Annotated in this window: 17 protein-coding genes and 1 riboswitch; of the genes, 2 read left to right on the top strand and 15 right to left on the bottom strand. The window is 49.9% G+C overall.

The features are described from left to right. Positions 1 to 102: 102 nt before the first annotated feature. On the top strand, positions 103 to 2,277 hold the full coding sequence (gnpA, locus tag DMN77_RS14370) for a 1,3-beta-galactosyl-N-acetylhexosamine phosphorylase (RefSeq protein WP_179015508.1): 2,175 nt from the start codon (positions 103 to 105) through the stop codon (positions 2,275 to 2,277). A gap of 591 nt (positions 2,278 to 2,868) precedes the next feature. Here the strand turns inward: gnpA and DMN77_RS14365 are convergent. The 7 genes from DMN77_RS14365 to DMN77_RS14335 form a co-directional block, all read right to left on the bottom strand. Next, on the bottom strand, positions 2,869 to 3,726 hold the full coding sequence (locus DMN77_RS14365; protein ID WP_068777967.1) for a MetQ/NlpA family ABC transporter substrate-binding protein: 858 nt from the start codon (positions 3,724 to 3,726) through the stop codon (positions 2,869 to 2,871). A gap of 65 nt (positions 3,727 to 3,791) precedes the next feature. Next, positions 3,792 to 4,460 (bottom strand): methionine ABC transporter permease, encoded by a 669-nt coding sequence (locus tag DMN77_RS14360; RefSeq protein ID WP_068777968.1) that lies wholly within the window; start codon positions 4,458 to 4,460, stop codon positions 3,792 to 3,794. Next, entirely contained in the window at positions 4,460 to 5,473 is a 1,014-nt protein-coding gene (locus DMN77_RS14355; protein WP_068777969.1) for a methionine ABC transporter ATP-binding protein, read from the bottom strand. Before DMN77_RS14355 ends, DMN77_RS14360 begins: the two co-directional genes overlap by 1 nt. Positions 5,474 to 5,611: 138 nt before the next feature. Next, positions 5,612 to 5,763: riboswitch (SAM riboswitch) on the bottom strand. Between the two features lie 116 nt (positions 5,764 to 5,879). Further along, positions 5,880 to 6,596 (bottom strand): Cthe_2314 family HEPN domain-containing protein, encoded by a 717-nt coding sequence (locus tag DMN77_RS14350; protein ID WP_068777991.1) that lies wholly within the window; start codon positions 6,594 to 6,596, stop codon positions 5,880 to 5,882. Between the two features lie 277 nt (positions 6,597 to 6,873). Continuing rightward, positions 6,874 to 8,640: a UbiD family decarboxylase gene (locus DMN77_RS14345; RefSeq protein ID WP_068777970.1), complete on the bottom strand. Its 1,767-nt coding sequence runs from the start codon at positions 8,638 to 8,640 to the stop codon at positions 6,874 to 6,876. Positions 8,641 to 8,884: 244 nt separating this feature from the next. Beyond that, on the bottom strand, positions 8,885 to 9,856 hold the full coding sequence (locus DMN77_RS14340) for a COX15/CtaA family protein (RefSeq protein WP_179015507.1): 972 nt from the start codon (positions 9,854 to 9,856) through the stop codon (positions 8,885 to 8,887). A 167-nt stretch (positions 9,857 to 10,023) separates the two neighbouring features. After that, a complete protein-coding gene (locus DMN77_RS14335) occupies positions 10,024 to 10,389 on the bottom strand; it encodes a thioredoxin family protein (RefSeq protein WP_179015506.1) in 366 nt (121 codons plus the stop codon). 370 nt (positions 10,390 to 10,759) lie between these two features. On the opposite strand from DMN77_RS14335, the gene DMN77_RS14330 reads away from it, so the two are divergent. Continuing rightward, on the top strand, positions 10,760 to 12,097 hold the full coding sequence (locus DMN77_RS14330; protein WP_179015505.1) for a DUF2515 family protein: 1,338 nt from the start codon (positions 10,760 to 10,762) through the stop codon (positions 12,095 to 12,097). A 4-nt stretch (positions 12,098 to 12,101) separates the two neighbouring features. On the opposite strand, the gene DMN77_RS14325 is transcribed toward DMN77_RS14330, so the two are convergent. The 8 genes from DMN77_RS14325 to DMN77_RS14290 all read right to left on the bottom strand — a co-directional run bounded on the left by DMN77_RS14325 (position 12,102) and on the right by DMN77_RS14290 (position 20,985). Then, the gene (locus DMN77_RS14325) at positions 12,102 to 13,739 is read right to left on the bottom strand and encodes a putative polysaccharide biosynthesis protein (protein WP_179015504.1); all 1,638 of its coding nucleotides are present in this window, start codon (positions 13,737 to 13,739) and stop codon (positions 12,102 to 12,104) included. A gap of 54 nt (positions 13,740 to 13,793) precedes the next feature. Beyond that, the gene (locus DMN77_RS14320) at positions 13,794 to 14,273 is read right to left on the bottom strand and encodes a DUF456 domain-containing protein (protein WP_179015503.1); all 480 of its coding nucleotides are present in this window, start codon (positions 14,271 to 14,273) and stop codon (positions 13,794 to 13,796) included. Positions 14,274 to 14,286: 13 nt separating this feature from the next. Next, positions 14,287 to 15,090, bottom strand: coding sequence for a Cof-type HAD-IIB family hydrolase (locus DMN77_RS14315; RefSeq protein ID WP_179015502.1), 804 nt, complete (start codon positions 15,088 to 15,090; stop codon positions 14,287 to 14,289). Positions 15,091 to 15,274: 184 nt separating this feature from the next. Continuing rightward, the gene (locus tag DMN77_RS14310; RefSeq protein WP_068777996.1) at positions 15,275 to 16,171 is read right to left on the bottom strand and encodes a metal ABC transporter permease; all 897 of its coding nucleotides are present in this window, start codon (positions 16,169 to 16,171) and stop codon (positions 15,275 to 15,277) included. Further along, positions 16,168 to 17,121, bottom strand: coding sequence for a metal ABC transporter permease (locus DMN77_RS14305; RefSeq protein WP_179015578.1), 954 nt, complete (start codon positions 17,119 to 17,121; stop codon positions 16,168 to 16,170). Before DMN77_RS14305 ends, DMN77_RS14310 begins: the two co-directional genes overlap by 4 nt. After that, positions 17,121 to 17,879: a metal ABC transporter ATP-binding protein gene (locus tag DMN77_RS14300; RefSeq protein ID WP_218652974.1), complete on the bottom strand. Its 759-nt coding sequence runs from the start codon at positions 17,877 to 17,879 to the stop codon at positions 17,121 to 17,123. The genes DMN77_RS14305 and DMN77_RS14300 overlap by 1 nt, the downstream gene beginning before the upstream one ends. 46 nt (positions 17,880 to 17,925) lie before the next feature. Continuing rightward, positions 17,926 to 18,900 carry a metal ABC transporter solute-binding protein, Zn/Mn family gene (locus tag DMN77_RS14295; RefSeq protein ID WP_179015501.1) on the bottom strand — a complete coding sequence of 325 codons (975 nt, stop codon included), beginning with the start codon at positions 18,898 to 18,900 and terminating at the stop codon, positions 17,926 to 17,928. Positions 18,901 to 19,131: 231 nt separating this feature from the next. After that, positions 19,132 to 20,985 (bottom strand): peptidoglycan D,D-transpeptidase FtsI family protein, encoded by a 1,854-nt coding sequence (locus DMN77_RS14290; RefSeq protein WP_256872399.1) that lies wholly within the window; start codon positions 20,983 to 20,985, stop codon positions 19,132 to 19,134. Between the last annotated feature and the right edge of the window lie 13 nt (positions 20,986 to 20,998).

The following is a 20,998-nucleotide window of genomic DNA, read 5'->3' as shown; positions in this document are numbered from 1 at the left end:
GCCACCGCGATTTTAGCGTTTTGAAAAAACGCACATTGCGAGCATAAGCTTCGGGTACTAAAATCCGACTTTTTAAACACGCATAAATAGGAGTGATTCTCTATGGCTAACAGAAAAGGCCGTGTAACGATTCCAACAGATCTGGACGTGATCTCGCAAACCCATGACATTATGGAGCGCTGGGGCGCCGATGCTATACGAGATTGCGACGGTACCGACTTTCCGTCCGAACTCAATAAAATTGATGCCAAGGTCTACTCTACTTACTATACGACTCGCAAAGATAATAAATGGGCGCTGGCGAATCCGGACGAAATTCAGCAGATGTATCTGATAACTCCATTTTATACGGCCACAGCCGCTGAACTGACCATCCCACTGATGAAGGGCCTGTATCCGGATATGCTTAAGGTGAACGATCAGGATGATATAGCCCGCTGGTGGGAGGTCATTGACCGCACAACCGGCGAAGTCGTGCCAACCGCACGCTGGAGCTATGATCCGGCAACGGAGAGCGTGACGATGGAGGCCGTTCCGTACCATGACTATACAGTAAGCTTCCTCGCTTATATCATGTGGGATCCGGTGCATATGTATAATTCGGTGGTTAATGACTGGAAGGATGTGGAGCATCAAGTCACTTTTGATGTCAGACAACCCAAAACCCATAAATTTACGATGGAGCGCATTCGCAAATTTATTGAGGAGCATCCTTATGTCAATGTGATCCGATTCACGACATTTTTTCACCAATTTACGCTTATTTTCGATGAGCTGGCACGAGAGAAATATGTGGACTGGTATGGCTATTCTGCCTCAGTCAGCCCCTATATTCTTGAGCAATTCGAGCAGGAAGCCGGATATACATTCCGACCTGAATTTATTATCGATCAAGGCTATTTCAACAATACGTACCGGATTCCTTCCAGGCAGTTCCGTGATTTTCAGGCCTTCCAGCGACGGGAAGTCGCCAAGCTGGCCAAGGAGATGGTCGATATTGTCCATGAATACGGCAGGGAAGCCATGATGTTCCTCGGCGATCATTGGATCGGCACCGAACCGTTCATGGAGGAATTCGCCTCGATTGGGCTGGATGCGGTTGTCGGCAGTGTGGGCAACGGCTCGACCCTGCGCCTGATTAGCGATATTCCTGGCGTAAAATATACCGAAGGCCGGTTCCTGCCCTACTTCTTCCCGGACACCTTCCATGAAGGCGGAGACCCGATACGGGAAGCCAAAGTGAATTGGGTAACGGCCCGCCGCGCCATTCTACGCAAACCCATCGACCGGATCGGCTATGGCGGTTATCTGAAGCTGGCGCTCGATTTCCCTGAATTCGTAGATTACGTAGAGAGCGTCTGCGATGAATTCCGGACGTTGTATGACAATGTTCAAGGAACAACGCCTTATTGCGTGAAGACGGTAGCTGTACTCAACTGCTGGGGCAAGATGAGAGCCTGGGGCAACCATATGGTTCATCATGCCCTCTATTACAAGCCTAACTACAGCTATGCCGGCATTATTGAGGCGCTTTCCGGAGCGCCGTTTGACGTTAGATTCATTAGCTTCGACGATATTAAGCAGAATCCAGGCATGCTCGAAGAGATTGATGTTATTCTTAACATCGGGGACGGCGATACCGCTTATACTGGCGGCGACTGGTGGCTGGATCCGGAGATCGCAACCGCTATTAAGAAATTCGTGCATGAAGGCGGCGGCTTCATTGGCGTTGGCGAGCCGGCGGCCCACCAGGCTAACGGACGTTACTTCCAGCTGACCAACATTCTCGGTGTAGAGCAGGAAAGAGGCTTCACGCTGGGCTATGATAAATACAATTGGACCGAGCATGATCATTTCATTACTTCCGATTGCCAAACCGATGAACAAGGACAGAAGCTAATCGACTTCGGCGAGGGAAAGAAACATATATTCGCCCTGGAAGGTGCGACCGTGCTGCGCCATATCAACAAAGAGGTGCAACTCGCCGTAAATGAGTTCGGCCAGGGACGTGGAGTATATATCAGCGGCCTGCCTTACAGCTTCGAGAACAGCCGGCTGCTGTATCGCGCCATTTTATGGAGCGCCCACAGTGAGGATGAACTGCATCGCTGGTTCAGCGACAACTACAATGTCGAGGTTCATGCTTATGTGAAAAACGGCAAATACTGCGTAGTCAACAACACCTATGAGCCGCAGCAAACCACCGTCTATCGTGGAGACGGTTCCAGCTTTGAGCTCCGGCTGGATGCGAATGAAATCAAGTGGTACGAGATTTAGCAATAGTCGTGCAAATAAAAAGAAACCAATCCTGGCGGACTTTTAACGTCCGCAAAGGATTGGTTTCTTGATTTTTATAGCCGCCTCCTTCACCGGAAGGCCCGGCTGAATTCAAGATTCAACGCCGAGCCACTTCCCTGAAATGCTTCGTGCTAGATATAGAATTCTTTCGTTATCAGCGGAGCTGATGAATTCTATATCGCAAGAAAACCCACCTCTGAATCGCGGTCGCCCAACCCTGAAATAACTTCGATCTGGTTTTCTTATCAAAAGCGCTCTTTTTGAACTTCCTCTCCAAATAGAGGTTCAAAAAGATCGGTTTTCAGCACCGAGAAGATTGGATGAAGCCAGGGACTGAGGAGCACAGCGTACGTTGTGGGTACGTGAGCACCGGAAGGCCCGGCTGAATTCAAGATTCGACGCCGAGCCACTTCCCTGAAATGCTTCGTGCTAGATATAGAATTCTTTCGTTATCAGCGGAGCTGATGAATTCTATATCGCAAGAAAACCCACCTCTGAATCGCGGTCGCCCAACCCTGAAATAACTTCGATCTGGTTTTCTTATCAAAAGCGATCTTTTTGAACTTCCTCTTAGAATACAGGTACTAGCGCACCTTTATAAGTATCCTCAATAAACGTCCTTACATCGTCGGAAGTCAGCGCTTTGGCTAGCTTCTGAATCGCGTCGGAATCCTTATTGTCCGGACGGGCAACGAGAATATTTGTATAAGGGGAATCCTTATCTTCAATGAACAGAGCGTCTGTCAACGGGTTCAGGTCAGCCTTCAGCGCATAGTTCGTATTGATCAAGGCCAGATCAACCTCATCCAATTGACGCGGCAGCATAGCTGCATCCACTTCTTTAATTTTCAGGTTCTTTGGATTTTCCGTAATGTCTTTGGAAGTAGCTGTAATTCCGGCATCCGGGTTCAGCTTGATCAGACCTTGCTTCTCAAGCAAGAGCAACGCGCGTCCGCCGTTGGTTGCATCATTTGGAATAGCGACAGCTGCACCATCTGCAAGTTCATCCACAGACTTAATTTTCTTCGAATATGCGCCAAATGGCTCAACATGCACACCTACGACAGACACCAGATCGAAGTTGTTCTGTGTGTTCTGCTCGTCAAGATACGGCTGATGTTGGAAATAGTTCGCATCCAGCTGCTTCTCGTATACTTGTACGTTTGGCTGTACGTAGTCAGAGAATTCCTTGACTTCAAGCTCAATGCCTTCTTCCTTTAACGCTGGAGCAATATGCTTAAGAATGTCCGCATGAGGCGAAGTCGCCCCCACAACCAGCTTCACAGGCTTATCCGTCTGTGTATTCTCACTACCGGCAGCGCTGCTATTGCCCGCCGTATTATTCGCTCCCTTGTCTCCGTTGCTTCCGCAAGCAGATACCACCAACACCAACACAAGCGTTAACAGGGTAAGACTCCACTTCTTCATACAGTATGACCTCCTAATAATTTAATTTGAATAAGGACAGAACAGCTTATATATTTAGTAATTCCTTATTTCCTCGTAAAATAAATGACCAGCCGGTCGCCCAGCATTTGCAGCACCTGCACCAAAACAACCATGAAAATAACCGAAACGATCATAACTTCCTTCTCATAACGGTAGTAGCCATATCGGATGGCCAGGTCCCCCAGGCCACCCCCGCCAATCATCCCTGACATCGCGGTATAGGACACAAGGGTAACCACTGTGATCGTGATCCCTGCGAGCAGGCCTGGCAGTGATTCCGGCAGCAGCACCTTGCGAATAACCTGGAGCGGGGTTGCCCCCATCGCCTGCGAAGCTTCGATCACACCGCGATCGACCTCGCGCAGCGCCGTCTCGACGAGACGAGCGAAAAACGGGGCGGCGGCAATCACCAGCGGAGGGATCGTCCCTTGCACACCGGAGGAGACTCCGACGATGGCACGGGTGAGCGGGATTAGAGCAACGATTAGAATGATGAACGGTACCGAACGGATAATATTAACGATAAATGACATGACTCTGTATACCCACTGCAATACCGTGGAATTAGAACGTGAGGAAACATATAACAGCACCCCCAGCGGCAAGCCAATTATGAGCGTAAACAAAGTTGAATACAGCATCATTTGCAGCGTGTCCACCGAAGCCGTTCCCATCTCGGACCAATCAATCTTCGAGAAATCAAGACCCCACATCACTCCATCACCTCCACATCAAGTTCACGCTCTCTTAACCGTGCTATTGTACGGCTAACATCATCATGGCTGCCCTCAAAGGATACGGTAAGTTTCCCATATGGCGTATCCTTGATCGTCGATATCGTGCCCTGCAAAATAGCGAAGTTAACGCCGGTCTCACGTACCACTTGCGACATAATTGACTCATAGGTCTTCGCACCGAGGAATGTGATCCTTGCCAGCTTGGATCCGCTTGCCAGCGAGGCCGCCGCCAGCTTGAAGCCTTCCTCCCCTTGGGCATCGCGATCAATGAATTCCTTCGTCACAGAATGCTTGGGCTTCAGAAATACTTCTGCCACCGGCCCCTCCTCGACGATACCACCCGCATGTATAACAGCGACACGGTCACAGATGCTCTGGATTACATGCATCTCATGGGTTATTAACATGATCGTTAAGCCAAACTTCTTATTAATATCCAGCAGCAGCTTGAGAATGGAATCCGTCGTCTGCGGGTCAAGTGCGGAAGTTGCCTCATCGCAGAGCAGTACATCCGGATCGCTGGCCAGCGCCCGGGCGATACCGACACGCTGCTTCTGCCCCCCCGACAGCTGGGAAGGATATTTATTGCGATGTTCCTGAAGTCCGACCAGCTCAAGCAGCTCACTGACCTTCTTCTCAATCTCTTGCTTCGGTGTATGAATCAACGTCAGCGGAAATGCGATATTATCAAACACTGTTGCCGAAGAGAGCAAGTTAAAATGCTGGAATATCATACCGATCTTTCGCCGCTTCTCCTGCAAATCCCGCTTGTTCAGCTTTGTCAGCTCCACACCGCCGACCCAAATTTCGCCTTCCGTTGGACGCTCCAGCAGATTGATACAGCGGATCAGCGTGCTCTTTCCCGCGCCGGAATGACCGATCACGCCGAATATCTCGCCTTTGCCAACGGATAGATTAAGTCCGGATAAGGCTGTTGTCTTCTTCTTTTTGTCGCCATAAGTCTTCGTTAGCTGCTTGAGTTCAATCATAGCGAATTGCCCCCCACTACAATGATGAATTGCGGTTGACCGCTTCTTTCACCACTGTTAATCATCAATCGTCCAGAAAATATAAGAAAAGAGCCCCTGCACAGATTCAAAGGGCTCTCTTTACGTAAAGACAATGCCTTCTCATCTGCCAAAGCCCTGCCTGCCATAAGCAAACAGACTTTGAAGGAATTAGCACCATGACATTTATCGATTCCGGTATCGTACCAAACATCGGATAAATCGGTTGCCGGGCTTCATCGGGCCTTTCCCTCCGCCACTCTAGATAAGAAAATATTATGAAATTTTAGGTTTAAGTTTCTGAAACTATTCTGAGTATAGTAACATTCTCACAGTTTGTCAAAGGAAATTTGACACAGTTCACATTTTCGGCGTCACACCACGTATTTTATCTCTCGGACAACTGCTTCCATCTTTGATTGGTGTAGCTAAAAACCGCTCCAAGCGTCTCACACACCATCTGATAACCTTGCTCCAAATCGCGGAGATGCAGGTCCAGGTTTTCCAGCTCGATTTTACCAAACAAGGCCTGGTGCCGTTGCCACAAATCGTCGCGCAATTCTGAGTTCATATAATGGATCTCCGTATTGCGGCGGCGTCGAAGTTCAGATAAAGCTTCGCGATATTGATTTTTGATGACGTTCAAGTCTTTGCCCAATTCAGCATGCTTCGAAATGAGCTGAAGCTGACGCAGCACCGTAAAGAACGAAAAATGAGGCTTAATCTTGGCCATCTTCATATCAAACAACTCGTTAAGCACAGTTCCCAGCTTGTCCAAAACCGCAAAAACACGTATAAATCCATCTTTATAGAAAAATACGTATCGGGCATAATCCTCTCGCTCTACCAACTCCATGTCTTCTACCGAATCATGCGTAACCTTCTTACGGAACAGACTTGAGGCGAACAAGCACTCCTCCAGTTCATCGAGCGATGAGATCAATCCCAGAATCCAAATCTCAAGCTTGCGATAATCATGTGTCGGGTCCTGTTTAAGCTTGATTTCACGACGCAGTATACGGATGGTCTCCTTCATCGCCTTATGCGCCTTGTCCAGTCTCTCCTCCGGTTGTCTGGGCGGCTCCCCAAGCAAGCTACGCAGCATGTACATTCCTCGCTTCCTGCTAGAAGTTGTGCAAAAAATCCCGCGATTGATCGCAAAGTGGATCAGGAATGAATTGACAGCAAATCTTAAATCAGCCGGGTCTACGCGGATGCTTGCAAATCGCCTTGTTTTTTCCGGAAACAACCCAAGTGTTTACGCGGTTGTTTTCTCCGAAAAAGCATGCAGCTCTCTCCCAGACCCAACTTTATCCAGACCTCTTGACCCTAAAAAGCGAAACCTTTTGAAATACGGTTAGTGATCAATTGCTATTTCTCAATTATACAAAATAGCTTTTCCAACGCTCATCCACTAATTTTACAATATCCTCCCGAGGGAACAGTTCATCCGGATACCCCGGCTTCATTCGAGCATCAATCACGATCGGCAGACTATAGACGAGATGGTGCTGACGCACCTCACTTGCCGTATAAATATCGCTCGCTGGATTGAAGCGGGTGAACACAGTCCAGAGGAATGACGTCTGATCAAACGTTACTGTCTTGGCATCGTCAACCAATACGACGAACGGCCAAGCGGTTCCCCGTTCCCGTAAACGTGCCAGAACACGTTCAGCTAATTCCGGCTCGTCCTCATAGGATGCACCGGATACGACAAGACATCCGTCATGGAAGACAGAAATTTGACTGATCTCAGCGAGATCCCCTTCATCATAGGTCTTCGGCAGCTTCCGGACAGGTTCGCCAACCCCGATCATAATCGCTTTACTGCCGTGGTTCAGCTTATGCCCTGTATAGTCCAGTGTGTCATGTGAAGTATTGTTAATGATGAACAGATCGCTTCGCGGATCAAAGCGTTCCAGCACGGTCTTCAACAGCAGACGGAAGTCGGCCAGATCGACCTTCTGATCCGTCAGCATCAGAAACTTGGTTAATGATAGCTGGCCTTCGCCGAGAATGCGGAAGCCGGCCACCAGCGCTTCACGGGAATAGCTCTCCCGCACTACCGCGGACGATAGCGCATGGAAGCCGCTCTCCGCATAGGTCCACAGGGAATGAACCTTCGGCATCACAAGCGGGAATGCCGGAGACAACAGCTTCTGCAGGAAATCTCCCAGGTAGTAGTCCTCCTGACGCGGCTTGCCCACAATCGTTGCCGGATATATCGCATTTTTCCGATGCCACATGTTCTTTACCTGCAGCACCGGAAAATCATGCTGCAAGGAATAGTAACCGAAATGATCACCAAACGGTCCTTCCGGACGGCGTTCGAATGGAGGCACTACGCCCTGAATGGCGAATTCGACCTCCGCTGGAATCCGATGTCCACCCAGTGGATTATCAACCATCGGCAATTTCTCGCCCAGGATAAATGAAGCTACCAGCAGCTCTGATAAATTCTCAGGCACCGGAGAAATCGCCGAGGCAATCATCGCTGGCGGGCCGCCAATAAAGACGGATACCGGCAGGGCTTGTCCCATCTTCTCCGCTTCATGGTAATGGAAGCCGCCGCCCTTTTGAATTTGCCAGTGTACGCCTGTCGTCTGATCATCATAGATTTGAATCCGGTACATGCCGAGGTTGTTCTCTTTCGGATGAAGCGGATTCTCTGTATAGACTAAAGGCAACGTTACAAAAGGACCGCCATCAAGCTGCCAGCTTGTCAGCTTCGGAAGCTCGCGCAGAGGCGCATCCTGCTTGCATACCTCAAGAATCGGCGCCTTACTCTTCGGCACGCTTTTCAGCCCTACCTTGAGCACTTCCCGTATCAAGCCGCGCTCATTCCAGATCGCCTTCGGATTTGGCGGCATAATGCGGTCCAGCATCGTAACCAATTGATTGGCAAGCTGCTCCGGACGAGGTCCAAACGCCAGCTCAACGCGGCGGATCGTTCCGAATAAATTCGTCGCCACCGGGAATGGAGTTCCCTTCACATTTGTGAACAGCAATGCAGGTCCATTATCATCAATGACCCGGCGGTGGATTTCCGCCAATTCCAAGTAGGGATCAACCGGAGCATCGATAATCGTCAGTTCATTCTCCCTCTGAAGCATATCTATCCAATCACGCAAATTTTTGTAGCCCATTTCAAATTTCCTCCCTGAACAGCCTGGATTGCCGTATCTATATATCTGTCGTCTTTATGATTTCAATGATTTAATATTCCACTTCACAGTATAACAGTTACTCGCGTTTCTTTCTGCCAAGACCAACAACAGATTCATGACAAATGGCAAATATGAAGCAAAGCCCGCGAGCAGATCGTGGACTTTTGTTCTCACTATATTTTATAAGATCAAATGAAATCATGGGATCAAGAGTCCGGTTGAGCTATGCATCGACCCGCTTGCCGCTAACTTTGCTGGAGCTTAGTTTGCTGAGCTGCCACGTTCTGACGCTCAAATAACATAACACCCCGAATAACGAAGCGAGCACGATAATATGAGCAAGCGAAGTAAACAAGTAAACTTCGAAATTGTTCAAAGTAAATACAATCCCTGCACCTGTGAACACCTGAATGATGATCAGGACCGTTGCAGCGACGCCTAATTTGCGAATTTCCCTGTGATGCGGATGCTTCCAATATGCCAAATGTCCGACTAACGCGATGAGTACCAGAAGCAGCAGAGCCGCGATACGGTGAATAAAAGCGACCCCTGTCCCGCCGGTCAGATCGGGGATCAGCTCATTATTGCACAGCGGCCATCCACTGCACCCCCCCGCCGAATCCGTATGGCTGACATAGGCTCCTATGTATACAACGATATAAGTATATAATGTGGCAAACCAGGTTAAATTGCGAAAACCGATCGATACCGATAATGCATCGGACTGAGCAGGCACCGAACCGGAATTCTTCTCCGCTGTCTCTTCAGTGCGTATTCCTAGCACTAACATAATTGAACTTGCAAAAGCAATTAGTGAGAAGCCAAAATGAAGGGCCATCACTCCGGACGAGGTAGGATAAATTACCGCCATCGCCCCCATAAACGCTTGTACCATTACAAAGATTAGCGCCAGCAGAGCGTAAAGCTGCAGGTCCTTGCGGTTTTTACGATACAGCCAAAAAGAGACGAATGCGCCTACGGCAAGCAATCCCGCGGCTCCGCTTACGGCCCGATGCGAGTACTCAATCATCGATGCAAGCGTATGGGCCGGAACAAATTTCCCGTTGCAAAGCGGCCATTCATTGCCGCAGCCAAGCCCCGACTCCGTCTTCGTCACCACGCTCCCGCCCAGGGTAGCGAGGAACATCACAAAACAGGACAGATAACTAAGCCATTTCAAATGCTTTGTCTTCAATGATTCTCACCCGCTATAACAAAGTGTTAGGAAATTTTCACAATTGATACCACTTCATTATACCTGATATCCACGATGCAATCATAGGGGAACATGACAAAATATTCAAAAACCAAACACGCCGCCCGCCAAATTAATTGGGGACAGCGTGCCTGTTCGGATCGGTCTTAGTTTTCTCGTCTCTCTGAAGTATTGTGAAGGGCCGAATATACCTCCAGCGCTTTATTCAGGAAATCCTCGATCTCCTCGCGCGATTTACGGAGTTTATTAACAAAACGAACGAGTTCTCTACCGTCCGCATAAGCGACAAAGCTAGGAATGCCCATGATGTTCTGTTCCTGACTTACGTCTCCGACCTGATCGACATCGACCTCAACAAGGGTCAAGCGGTCTTCATACTTTTGCTCTACTTCAGGCATGAACGGGTCCATAAATTTGCAATCCACGCACCAGTCTGCTTTAAATACAGCGACTACCAAATGGCTGGATTGAATGCTGACTTGAAACTCCTCAGCGGAAGTAACTTTTCTCATTGACTTTCATTCCCTTCTCCTAATGTTTTTCTCCAAATCGATGTACCTCTAGTCAATCAAATTGAAGTGTGGAAGTCAAATATTTCGGCCATACTTATAGAAGTTGTTCACATGGTCTGCTCCTCAGCTCAATTTAACTGAAGCGTTACAAAAAAACAAGTTGGGACTGAGTAAGGAACAAGCTGAAAAGTGGATGACCGGTATGAAATACAATGCGGTGAGTCTGTAGAGATTAGCTGAGTATTGTAAAACTGGAAGGCTATTTTGATCCACATCGGAAGCATAAGCTTCGATGCTGGGAACGACCTTTTGAAATACACACTTATTTTAACTACACGACAATATGCTTTGAAGAAAGCGAGGTCCAACCATGACGCAGCAAATTCCCCCTGATCCGGATAACACGTCCAAAGACGGTCTAAGAAAATTGATTCTTCGCCTACCTTCAGCGATCAGCGAAGTTGTCAAAGACAAGACTGCTCAATGGACCAATTCCAGCAAATTAAGGGAAGAGCGATTGCCCCTGGACTGGAACGAGGCTGCAGTCAATGCGGTTAAAGCGGAAATTGAAGATCTGCTGCGCCGCAAACCGGCAATTGGAAGCAGCGCCGAGTCCTGGACAGAAGCCGAGCTAGAGCTTGCCGAAGAGATCACCGACGCAACCCGTAAAGCCGAGATTAGCAATATTACGCGAACCGAAGCTTATTGGCAGTTTTATGTGCAATATCCAGAGGTGCATTGGGCCTTCCTGGCACATATGGTATCGCGTAACGCCGGCTGGTGGATGACTGATCTGAAGGGGAGCAGATTACAGAATGCCCTCGACGAAGCGGGAAAACAGTCTTTCTATCGTTTTTTTGAGCGCAGCAATGCACTTATTTTCCAGGATGCTTATCCGCAGCTTCTACTCTACGCCAAAAGCCGTGAAATAGGCCGGAGCCTGTTCCACCTGCTACCGCATTTTCATGTCTCCCGCTTCATGCAGCCCTTCTGGCAGCGGTTTTGGATCGATCGCAGCAGCCCGCTACTGACCGTTGGGCTTATCATTAATGAGCAGAACTATATAGACAAGCAGGTCTTTCGCCATCCGCATTATCAGCTATCAATGGATGATTTGAATGGACCCGCTTTGGTTCAATTGCTCGGCATGAATCACATCATATTCCCGCTGCTGGAGAACAGCAGGGCTGAAGACGGACTCAAGGAATATGAGTCCGCAGGCGACGGGCAAGACTGCCCTGAATCCGGCGATGTTCACCGGCTGGCCGGTCGCAGCGTCGTTAACCCGGTCAGTCTGCCCGCCCGCATCGCGCTAGGCAAGAGCCTGTACGCCATGCTGTTTGGCCTGCGCGCCGTGCACAGCGGCGCACAGCGCTTCGCCGCGAGCGTGCCGCACACGGGCTCGCGCGCGGACTATTGGCCGGACTTGTTCACGGCTAATCCCGGGCAAGCGCTGACCCCGCCTGCCCGGGGGGCAGCGCGTGCCGAAGGCGAGACGCGGCCTGGAGGCGAGCGTCTCTATAGCCCCAAGCTGAGGGGGGCTTGGGTCGATGCCCCCTATGAACCCATCCTGCGGGAGGATTGGTTCAAGGACCCGAGCGCGCTGAACGGGATCAGCGCGCCGCAGTCGCCGTACCTGTGCGACATCAGTCGCGAGCACCGGTACGACATAACAAAGGCGGCGCTCCCGGAGGACGCCGCCGACTAGCGTCTTACATGGTTCCGCCTGTGCCTGCCGAACCGCGCTGCAGGCGCATAAGCGGTCTGAAGACCTTTTGCAGCGCCGGCGGATAAGTACCCAGCTCTTCCTTGCGGACAACGCGCAGCACAACGAGCAATACCGGATAAAGAGCAACCACCGCTACCCCGACGATGCAGCAGGTGAGGAAGAAGGCCACGCCGCCTGGCATGATGGCTCCCATCCCGATGCCAAGCTGATTCAGCCCATAGCCAATTCCCGTCAAAGCAACGACGGTAAGCAGGAAGCCTGCCCAGCGCCCGCCCATAATCGAGAACGGTACGATCCTCTTCATCGAACGCAGGTTAAGCAGCGTAATAACAAGGAAGCAAAGGGCTGTCGCAATAATAATCCCGTAGATACCAAGCAGCGGAGCCAGAGCATAGCTGGCTGCCAGCTTGACGATAATTCCGATGATAACATGCACCATCGACAAGGTCGCCTTATTAATTCCAAGCAGAATCGAGTTGCTCGTCATCATCGTAATCTGGAATATTGTGGCAAAAGTAAGCAAAGCTACGATTCCGCTTCCGTCACGCGTACTGAACAGCAAACCGTTAACCGAGTAAGCTGCCGTCCCGAGAGCAAGAATGATCGGCATCCCGGTAAGCACAGCGACCTGCATCGCCAGCGTAACCTGCCGTTTCAAATGCGCCTGATCCCCGCGGGCAAAGGCCGCCGAAATGATCGGAACGAGCGATTGGCTTAACGCAATAGCCAGAATCGGTGGGATCCCCGCGATCATTTGCGCCCGATTGCCGAGGATTCCGAGTACATATGTCGCCTCATTCGGACCAATCTGTCCCGACAAGAGCGGCTTCAGGATTGAGTTATCAATGAAATTGACTGCAGATACCGTCATCGAAGAGACGACGATTGGAATCGACAGCTTGAAGATCTCCGCATAGATTTGCCCATAGGAAATCCTGGCCTGTCCATCATGAGCCTGAAGCGGCAGCTCGCTGCGGTCCTTGAGGCGAACCTTCATATTGTAATAGAGCATAACGAGCAGCGCGGCGACGCCGCCGATGACCGCTCCGAATGTAGCCCCGGCAGCGATCTTCTCACCCGAATAACCCCAATGATAGAATAGAAAAGCTAGAATCAAACCGGTTCCGACGCGAACGAATTGTTCAATAACCTGCGAAATACCGCCGGCAATCATTATATTCCGTCCTTGCAAATATCCGCGGATAATCGCGATCAGCGGGAATAACAGCAAGGCCGGCGCTAACGCCCGAATCGTCACGGCCGTCTCCGGAATGCCCGATGCCCGAGCATACACCGGGGCAAAAATATACAGGAGTACAAACATAACAATCCCGGAAATCACGGCAAACATCAGCCCGGCATGATAGATTCGCCTTGCTTCCATCGGGCGGTTCAACGCATGTCGCTCCGATACCATTTTACTAAGCGTACTAGGAATTCCCGCTGTTGCAATGGTCAGCAGCATGAAATAAGCGGCATTCGCCTGGGAGTAAGAGGCGTTCCCGATATCGCCCAATATATGCTCCAAGGGAACACGCTGGAACAAGCCCAGCACTCTGGCGATCAATGCCGCTCCGGCAAGAATTAACGTGCCTCTGATGAAAGATTCTTTCTTGGACAAAAATAATTCCTTCTTTCCAGGATTACTGCAAGAGTAATGCGCCGATATAATAAGTTAGAGAATCCAAATGATAAATAGAATAATCATGACAAGCTGGAGGATAATTTTAACCACAAAGCTGCTGAATAAACCTACCACAGAGCCGATCCCTACCTTAAAAGCTCTTTCTATGCTTTCCCCTCGGATCAGTTCCCCAATCATCGCCCCAAGCAGCGGACCAAGTACAAGCCCAAAGGCCGGTATGACGAAGGGACCGATAATGATGCCGATGGTACTGAGCCAGACCGATAGCTTACTGCCGCCGAACTTCTTCACACCCCAGGCGCCAACCGCATAGTCGGCCACCATCAGTACAACGACAATTAAGGTTTGAACCGTCCAGAACACCCACCCGAACGATTCGAATGAGAAGAACCAGCCGTAGACGAAGAAGGCAAAATAGACAGCAAGTACCCCTGGCAAAACAGGATATACCGCCCCTGCCATCCCGACTGCAAATAAAGCGATGACCAATATCCAGCCCAGCACTGCCATGCATCGATCACTCCTAAGCCAAAATATAATCGCGAATAACTAGCGCAATCCCATCATCATTGTTGGAAGCCGTTACGATATCCGCCAGCTCCTGCACCGCCAATTGCGCGTTGCCCATTGCTACACCCAAACCCGCCGCTTGAATAGCAGCAAGGTCGTTCAAGCTGTCCCCAAACGCCACGACCTCCTCCATCCTCACGCCGAGCAGGTCGCAGACCGTACAAATCCCAGTCGCCTTATTAATCCCGGCAGGATTGATCTCCAAATTATAAGGGGAAGAATTCGTAATCTCAAGTCTGCCGATATTTTGCAGCTCCGTCAATAAGGAATGGCGCAAATCATGGTCCTCAGTATGGTATCCGAACTTAAGCCAATGATTCTGCTCCAGCAGCTCCGGCCTCCAGTTCTTCTCATTATAAGTTCCTTCTACCGCATCCGCCCAGAACCATACATCATGATTCCGAGACATTTGATGCATTCGCTTCACGATCGACTGATCGAGTTGTTCCCGGCGATACAGCTCATGCGGGGAACGCCATACTTCACTTCCATTAACCGTTACCATCGGTGTACCCAGACCAAGCTGTTCGCCGAACGGCACCGCATCAACAAATCTGCGGCCCGTTGACAAGCATATATGCACACCGGCTGCCATCGCTTTGTGCAGCCATTTTTCCGTATCCGGAGAAATCTGATGTTGGTCTGTAAGCAAGGTTCCATCCATATCCAATGCCAGCAATTTATACTTCAACAAGTAATCCCCCTGTCTGTAATTTGTAATCTGATATTCGGGAGTGTAGGCACAACATACCGTCATTTTATCATAATCCTCACCGCATCACATAGACGCTGCTCACAGGAGAGCATATAATCGGCAAATCCACCATTTATTATAGATATCTATCCAACTTCCCGGTCATCCCACCTCGCAGAACAAAAACAAAAAAAGAATCCCCCGCGAGAGGGATTCTCTATATCTTTTACATTGTTACCTGCTTCATTCATTCTGCTGCCTGTTTCAAACTGCCCATCCGCATCTGCTGCCGCTTCGTCCATCGGGAGATTAGCCCATGCGAAGGTGAGAACAGGAACGCCAGAACGAACAGTATTCCGCATACCGTGATCATCGACCCGGCAATCGAAGCATCGAACAGCTTCGCTATATAGTAACCGCCGGTAGAGCTGATGGCCCCGATCAAGACGCTGTACAGCAGCATCAAGCCAAGACGATCGGTCAACAGATAGGCTGTCGCTGCAGGGACGATAAGCATCCCGACGACGAGAATCGCTCCTACACTTTCGAAGGAAGCTACCGTTGATAGGGAAACCAGCCCCATCAATAAATAATGGAATAGCGCCACAGGTATGCCCAAAGCTGCAGCGAGTGCAGGATCGAAGGCGCATATTTTGAACTGCTTATAAAATAACACGACCGTTATCAGCACAATAAGGAAGGTTGCTCCCAGCATCCAGATAGCGACGGGACCCAGATTGTAGCCATTCCAGATCAAAGAGTCCCATGGCACATAGGCAATTTCTCCAAACAACACACAATCCAGGTCCAGGTCTATATGCTGGGCATTTCGGCTGATCAGAATAACCCCGATCGCGAACAATGCCGTAAATACGATGCCGATGGAAGCATCTGACTGCAAGCCACTACGCTGCAGCAATTGAATCAGGAACACGGTAATCAGTCCAAGCACTGCGGCCCCAAACAGCATCAGGAACGAATCGCGCGAGCCGCCGATGAGGAAAGCAATCGCAATGCCGGGAAGTACGGAATGGCTTATCGCATCTCCCACCATCGCCATTTTGCGCAGGATGAGGAAGCAGCCAAGAATTCCGCAGGTTGCCGCAACTAAGGTGCCGGTAAGTATAATCCAGAAATCCATCATCCGTCGAGCCCCCCTTCTACGGTTCCCGCGCGATGACGAGCTGTCTCGAGCGATTGAGTCTGACGTATATGCTGCTTGGTCCTCGCTCTACGCCATAACTTGGCTATAAGACCCCGGTTTGGAGCAAACACCGCCGAGACGCAGAACATCGAAGTTGCCGCCAGAACAGTAACCGGTCCGGTAGGAAGATTGGACAGCGTTCCGCTAATCAACGTCCCCGTTGCACCCGAGAATGCACCGATCACTCCGGCGATAATAACCATCACCCCAAGCGAATCCGTCCAGTACCGGGCCGATACGGCTGGAGTGATAAGCAGCGCTGCTACCAATACAACGCCAACCGCTTGAATGCCTACGACGACAGCAATCACCGTCATAAATAAGAGCGCCTGCTCCAGCAACCCTACTTTCATGCCCATTCCTCGGGCAAAACCAGGGTCAAAGCTGACAAGCTTGAATTCCTTAAAAAATAGGAAGCAGATCAAGATCAGCAGCAGTGAGACAGCGCCCATCATATATACATCGGACTTCATCATCGATGCCGCTTGCCCGAACATATACTTATCGAGTCCGCTTTGATTTCCGTTCCCACTATGCTGGATCTTCGTCATTAACATGACCCCGATTCCGAAGAAAACCGATAATATTATGCCAAGCGCTGCATCCTGCTTAATGCGCGAATAACGAGTGATGGCATATATCCCGAAGGTCGCTATCATCCCCGACACGATCGAACCAAGCATGAATAATCCAATTGATTTTACACCGCTTAACATAAAGGCGATACAAATCCCCGGAAGTGCGGCATGGGCAAGCGCATCTCCCAGCAGACTCTGTTTGCGCAAATAAGTGAAAGAGCCAATCACTCCGCTGCCGATCCCAAGCAATAAGGACCCCATTAAAATCCACTGCATATTAGGATCGGTAAGCCAGCCTAACAAAGTAGACATCATGTAAGACTCACCGCCTCCTGCGCTACATCCTGCAACATGGCAATTCGTCCGCCATACGTTTTCTGCAAATTGGAGGAAGTAAAGATCTCCTCGGTTGGCCCTGCAGCTACTAGCTTGCCGTTAAGCAGCACGACTTCGTCAAAGTACTCCTTCACGGTGGACAGATCGTGGTGAACGACAAGCACGGTCTTGCCCTGCTCCTTAAGCTCATGCAGCAGGCGGATGATCGCTTTTTCCGTTGTCGCATCGACCCCGGCGAAAGGTTCATCCATGAAGTAGAGAGTGGCATTTTGCGCCAATGCTCTCGCCAGAAAGACCCGCTGCTGTTGGCCTCCGGACAACTGGCTGATCTGCCTGCCCGCAAAATCCGCCATGCCGACCTTGGCCAGACATTCCATGGCAATCTGCCGCTCCTTGATCCCCGGTCGGCGAATCCAGCCCAGATGTCCATATCTGCCCATCATAACTACATCCAGCGCATTCGTCGGGAAGTCCCAATCGACAGATTCACGCTGCGGCACATAGCCGACCTGCTTCCGATTCTCTTGATAACTGCGGCCAAATACCTTTACGTTACCTTCAACGGCCGGAATGAGCCCCAGCACCGCCTTTAGCATCGTCGATTTCCCCGCCCCGTTGGGGCCGAGCACCCCGATCAGCTTCCCGGAGGAAATCCGAAAGGAGACCGAATTTAATACCGGCTTCTTCTGATAGGCTACCGTCAAATTACTTACTTCAAGCGGGTACACACCCATGGTTATATCGCTCCTTATCTCCTTGGCGTTAGTCACCGCCTATATTTTATTTCAAAGCATTAACGATCGTGCTTACATTATGCCGCACCATTTTTATATAAGTATCCGCATCGGATCCTGGCTCCCCTAATGAGTCGGAATACAGTTCCCCGCCGATCTCAACCTCATGTCCCTTCTCTTTGGCTCCGGCAATGACCGCCTCCATCGATTTTGTCGGAATGCTGGATTCTACGAACACCGCCTTGATCTTATTGTCGACCAGGTAATCCCGAAGTTCGCTTACATCTTTTGAGCCATACTCCGCGGCCGTGCTGATCCCCTGCAATCCCATGACTTTAATCCCGTAGGCTTCTCCAAAATATCCAAAGGCATCGTGCGCAGTTACAAGTACACGGCCAGATTCTGGAATCTCGGCAATCGCCGTTCGTACCTCTTCGTCGAGTTCCTTCAATTGTTGAATATATTTCTCGGCATTGTCCTTATAGAGATCGGCATGGGCCGGGTCATAGCTGGTCAAGGCATCGCAGATTGTCTCCGTTGCGGAGATCCAATGTTTCACATTGAACCAGATATGAGGATCATACTGCGTACCGCCTGCATCCTCTCCGGAGCGGAGCAGCGATGTATCAATCCCTCGGGATACGGCCACCGTCGGCTTGCTACGCTCCAGCTTCTCGAAGATCTCCGTCATTTTCCCCTCCAGGTGGAGACCTCCGTAGAAGATCATATCCGCCTGATCCAGGCGTGTCATATCTCCTTGAGAAGCTTTATATAGGTGCGGATCTACCCCGGGCCCCATCAAGCCGATCGCTTCGACCTCTTCCCCGCCGACCTCCTGAACAACATCCGTGATCATCCCAATCGTGGAGACAACTTGAATTTTGCTGCCGTCCTCGGCTCTTTGGAGACGCGACGCTTCCCCATCCACCTTGGAGCAGGCTGCAACAATTACCAGCACCAGTACACTTAGTGTAATTTTTGCCCTTTGCAAAGGGCTCTTCTTAACTCGAATTTGTTCCATAGATTAGTCCTCCTAATATCTCGAGCAGCGCGCTCTGTTTTTTTGCTTAGTAGAATAAATGTTTCATAGAGATATAATTGTTTCGTTTTCCTAAAAAAGTTTCCCTAATGCAAATTTTAAATGATAAACAGGCCAAAAAGCAAGAACTATTTTCACTTTTACTGAAAATAGTTCTCACCTTGGCCCTTAAATGATTAAATTAACTTTAGTTTATTCATGCTTACCGTCTTGCTAGTGCAGGCTTTTCTTCGGGATACCGTCCAACCCATACTCTTGATCATAAGCATCGAAGATTTTCCTCGCGACCGGTGCCGCGCTCCAGGCGCCAAAGCCACCCTCCGGGATAACTACAGCTACAGCCAGCTTCGGATTTACGCGTGGAGCAAAGGCGATAAATACACCATTTTCCATTCGCTCGCCCCTATAATCCTGCTCCGATGTCCCTGTCTTGCGTGCAAAGTCATAAGGAAAATTCGTAAATGCGCTAACTTCCGTCTTCATACCGCTAATTACTTCATCCCAGTAGGCCTCGTTAAATTTTGCTTCATTCAGTACCTTTGGCTCGAATTGTCTGACGACTTTGCCATCCGCATTCGTGATTTTATTTACAAGGTGCGGCTCCCTTCGTTTACCTCGGTTGGCCAGGGTTGCCGTATACTGTGCCAGCTGCATCGCTGTATATTTGCCCTGCTGTCCAAATGAGGCATAGGCCAGGCGGGAGAGCGCGGTTTCCGACTCTGCATTGTATTCCAACGTCCCCATATATTCCCCCGGCAAATCGATCCCTGTCAAAGTTCCAAGCCCAAACTCCTTCATGTACTCATCCCAGATTTTGATGCCTTTGGACTTGTACTTGTTATATAACCTCTCTCCTACCATATCCACCATGAAGGCATTTGAAGAGTGCAAAATCGCCATCGATGGATCAATTTTCCCATATGCCCGATTTCCCGAATTCCTTACCCGCGCGGAATTATTCTTCCCGAAGTAAGCTATTCCGCGATCGGTATAATAGTCGCTAGTCTTGAAGAGCCCCTCATTTAATCCGATCAGGACGGATAGCGGCTTGATGGTAGAACCAAGCAGGACCGTCGATTCGAAATGATGCCCCGAACGTCCGGAGCTAAAAGGAGAAATAGTTCCGTTTCTGTAATTTTCCTGAATTTTGCTAAATTGTTCATTTGTCATGTTGCCTGTCGGCCACAAATTCGTGTCGTAATCCGGGATACTGGCCATGACGACCACATTGCCGGTATCCACTTCCATGGCCACGGCATAACCCGTCTGCGCATAAGGATGTACCTTCCCGGATACCGGGTTGGTATGCACCCAATGAATCTGATCGAGGATCGCTTGCTGTGCAGCCAGTTGCACCTCTTTATTAATGGTTGTGTGCAAGTCATAGCCTTTCTCCGGTGGGGTTAAGTCCGTTACCCCATCCACCATGTTCCGCGGATTAATCGATACGCTTTTGAATCCATTCTTGCCCCGAAGCTCATTCTGATAAAATAATTCCAGACCATCAAAGCCGACGAACTCCTCTTCCGTATATTGCAGTGCCGGATCTTTGCCTTGCGACTCCCTGATTGCCTCGTACGATCCCAGGTCTGTAGTTGATTTATATTTTTTTAGATATCCGATCGCTTGTACTGCTACCCTGTCCTTATCGTAATGACGAACGCTCTCTTCAACGATGTCAATTCCGGGAAATTCACTTTTTCGTTCCAGGAAGTAGGCCACCTCTTCAGGAGTCAATCCCACCTTTATCCGCCGTGGTACGAATCCCCCATTCATTCGGAAGCTCAGATCCATACTGTCGATAATATCCTGCTCGGTTAATGTTTTATCCGCTGCACCATATGCATCAAAAGCCAATTTTAATTGTCGGGCTAATTCAACGGCCTGCTTATAGTTCCCTTTGCCCGACTCTGTCGCTGGATGATAATTGCTCTGCTGCAAAGTTAAATACAGGGTTTGCACCGGCGTTGAATAGGCCAGTCTTACCCCTTCAGCAGACAGGATATCCCCTCGCATGGGCTGCATCGGCACATCCCTCACTCTCAACAGCATCTCCTGCTTGGACAAGTCCGGACCTTCT

Origin of the sequence: Paenibacillus sp. 79R4, from assembly GCF_013393165.1 — a bacterium.
In the GTDB taxonomy this organism is placed as follows: domain Bacteria; phylum Bacillota; class Bacilli; order Paenibacillales; family Paenibacillaceae; genus Fontibacillus.
This window is presented reverse-complemented; position numbering and strand designations above follow the sequence as displayed.

Coding starts and splice junctions, on each gene's coding strand:
- DMN77_RS14310 (WP_068777996.1), bottom strand. CDS start 16,171: ATGATGGATTTCTGGATTATACTTACCGGCACCTTAGTTGCGGCAACC.
- DMN77_RS14335 (WP_179015506.1), bottom strand. CDS start 10,389: ATGAGAAAAGTTACTTCCGCTGAGGAGTTTCAAGTCAGCATTCAATCC.
- DMN77_RS14345 (WP_068777970.1), bottom strand. CDS start 8,640: ATGGGCTACAAAAATTTGCGTGATTGGATAGATATGCTTCAGAGGGAG.
- DMN77_RS14330 (WP_179015505.1), top strand. CDS start 10,760: ATGACGCAGCAAATTCCCCCTGATCCGGATAACACGTCCAAAGACGGT.
- DMN77_RS14295 (WP_179015501.1), bottom strand. CDS start 18,900: ATGGAACAAATTCGAGTTAAGAAGAGCCCTTTGCAAAGGGCAAAAATT.
- DMN77_RS14360 (WP_068777968.1), bottom strand. CDS start 4,460: ATGTGGGGTCTTGATTTCTCGAAGATTGATTGGTCCGAGATGGGAACG.
- DMN77_RS14320 (WP_179015503.1), bottom strand. CDS start 14,273: ATGGCAGTGCTGGGCTGGATATTGGTCATCGCTTTATTTGCAGTCGGG.
- DMN77_RS14300 (WP_218652974.1), bottom strand. CDS start 17,879: ATGGGTGTGTACCCGCTTGAAGTAAGTAATTTGACGGTAGCCTATCAG.
- DMN77_RS14365 (WP_068777967.1), bottom strand. CDS start 3,726: ATGAAGAAGTGGAGTCTTACCCTGTTAACGCTTGTGTTGGTGTTGGTG.
- DMN77_RS14305 (WP_179015578.1), bottom strand. CDS start 17,121: ATGTCTACTTTGTTAGGCTGGCTTACCGATCCTAATATGCAGTGGATT.
- DMN77_RS14355 (WP_068777969.1), bottom strand. CDS start 5,473: ATGATTGAACTCAAGCAGCTAACGAAGACTTATGGCGACAAAAAGAAG.
- DMN77_RS14315 (WP_179015502.1), bottom strand. CDS start 15,090: ATGACGGTATGTTGTGCCTACACTCCCGAATATCAGATTACAAATTAC.
- DMN77_RS14350 (WP_068777991.1), bottom strand. CDS start 6,596: ATGCTGCGTAGCTTGCTTGGGGAGCCGCCCAGACAACCGGAGGAGAGA.
- gnpA (WP_179015508.1), top strand. CDS start 103: ATGGCTAACAGAAAAGGCCGTGTAACGATTCCAACAGATCTGGACGTG.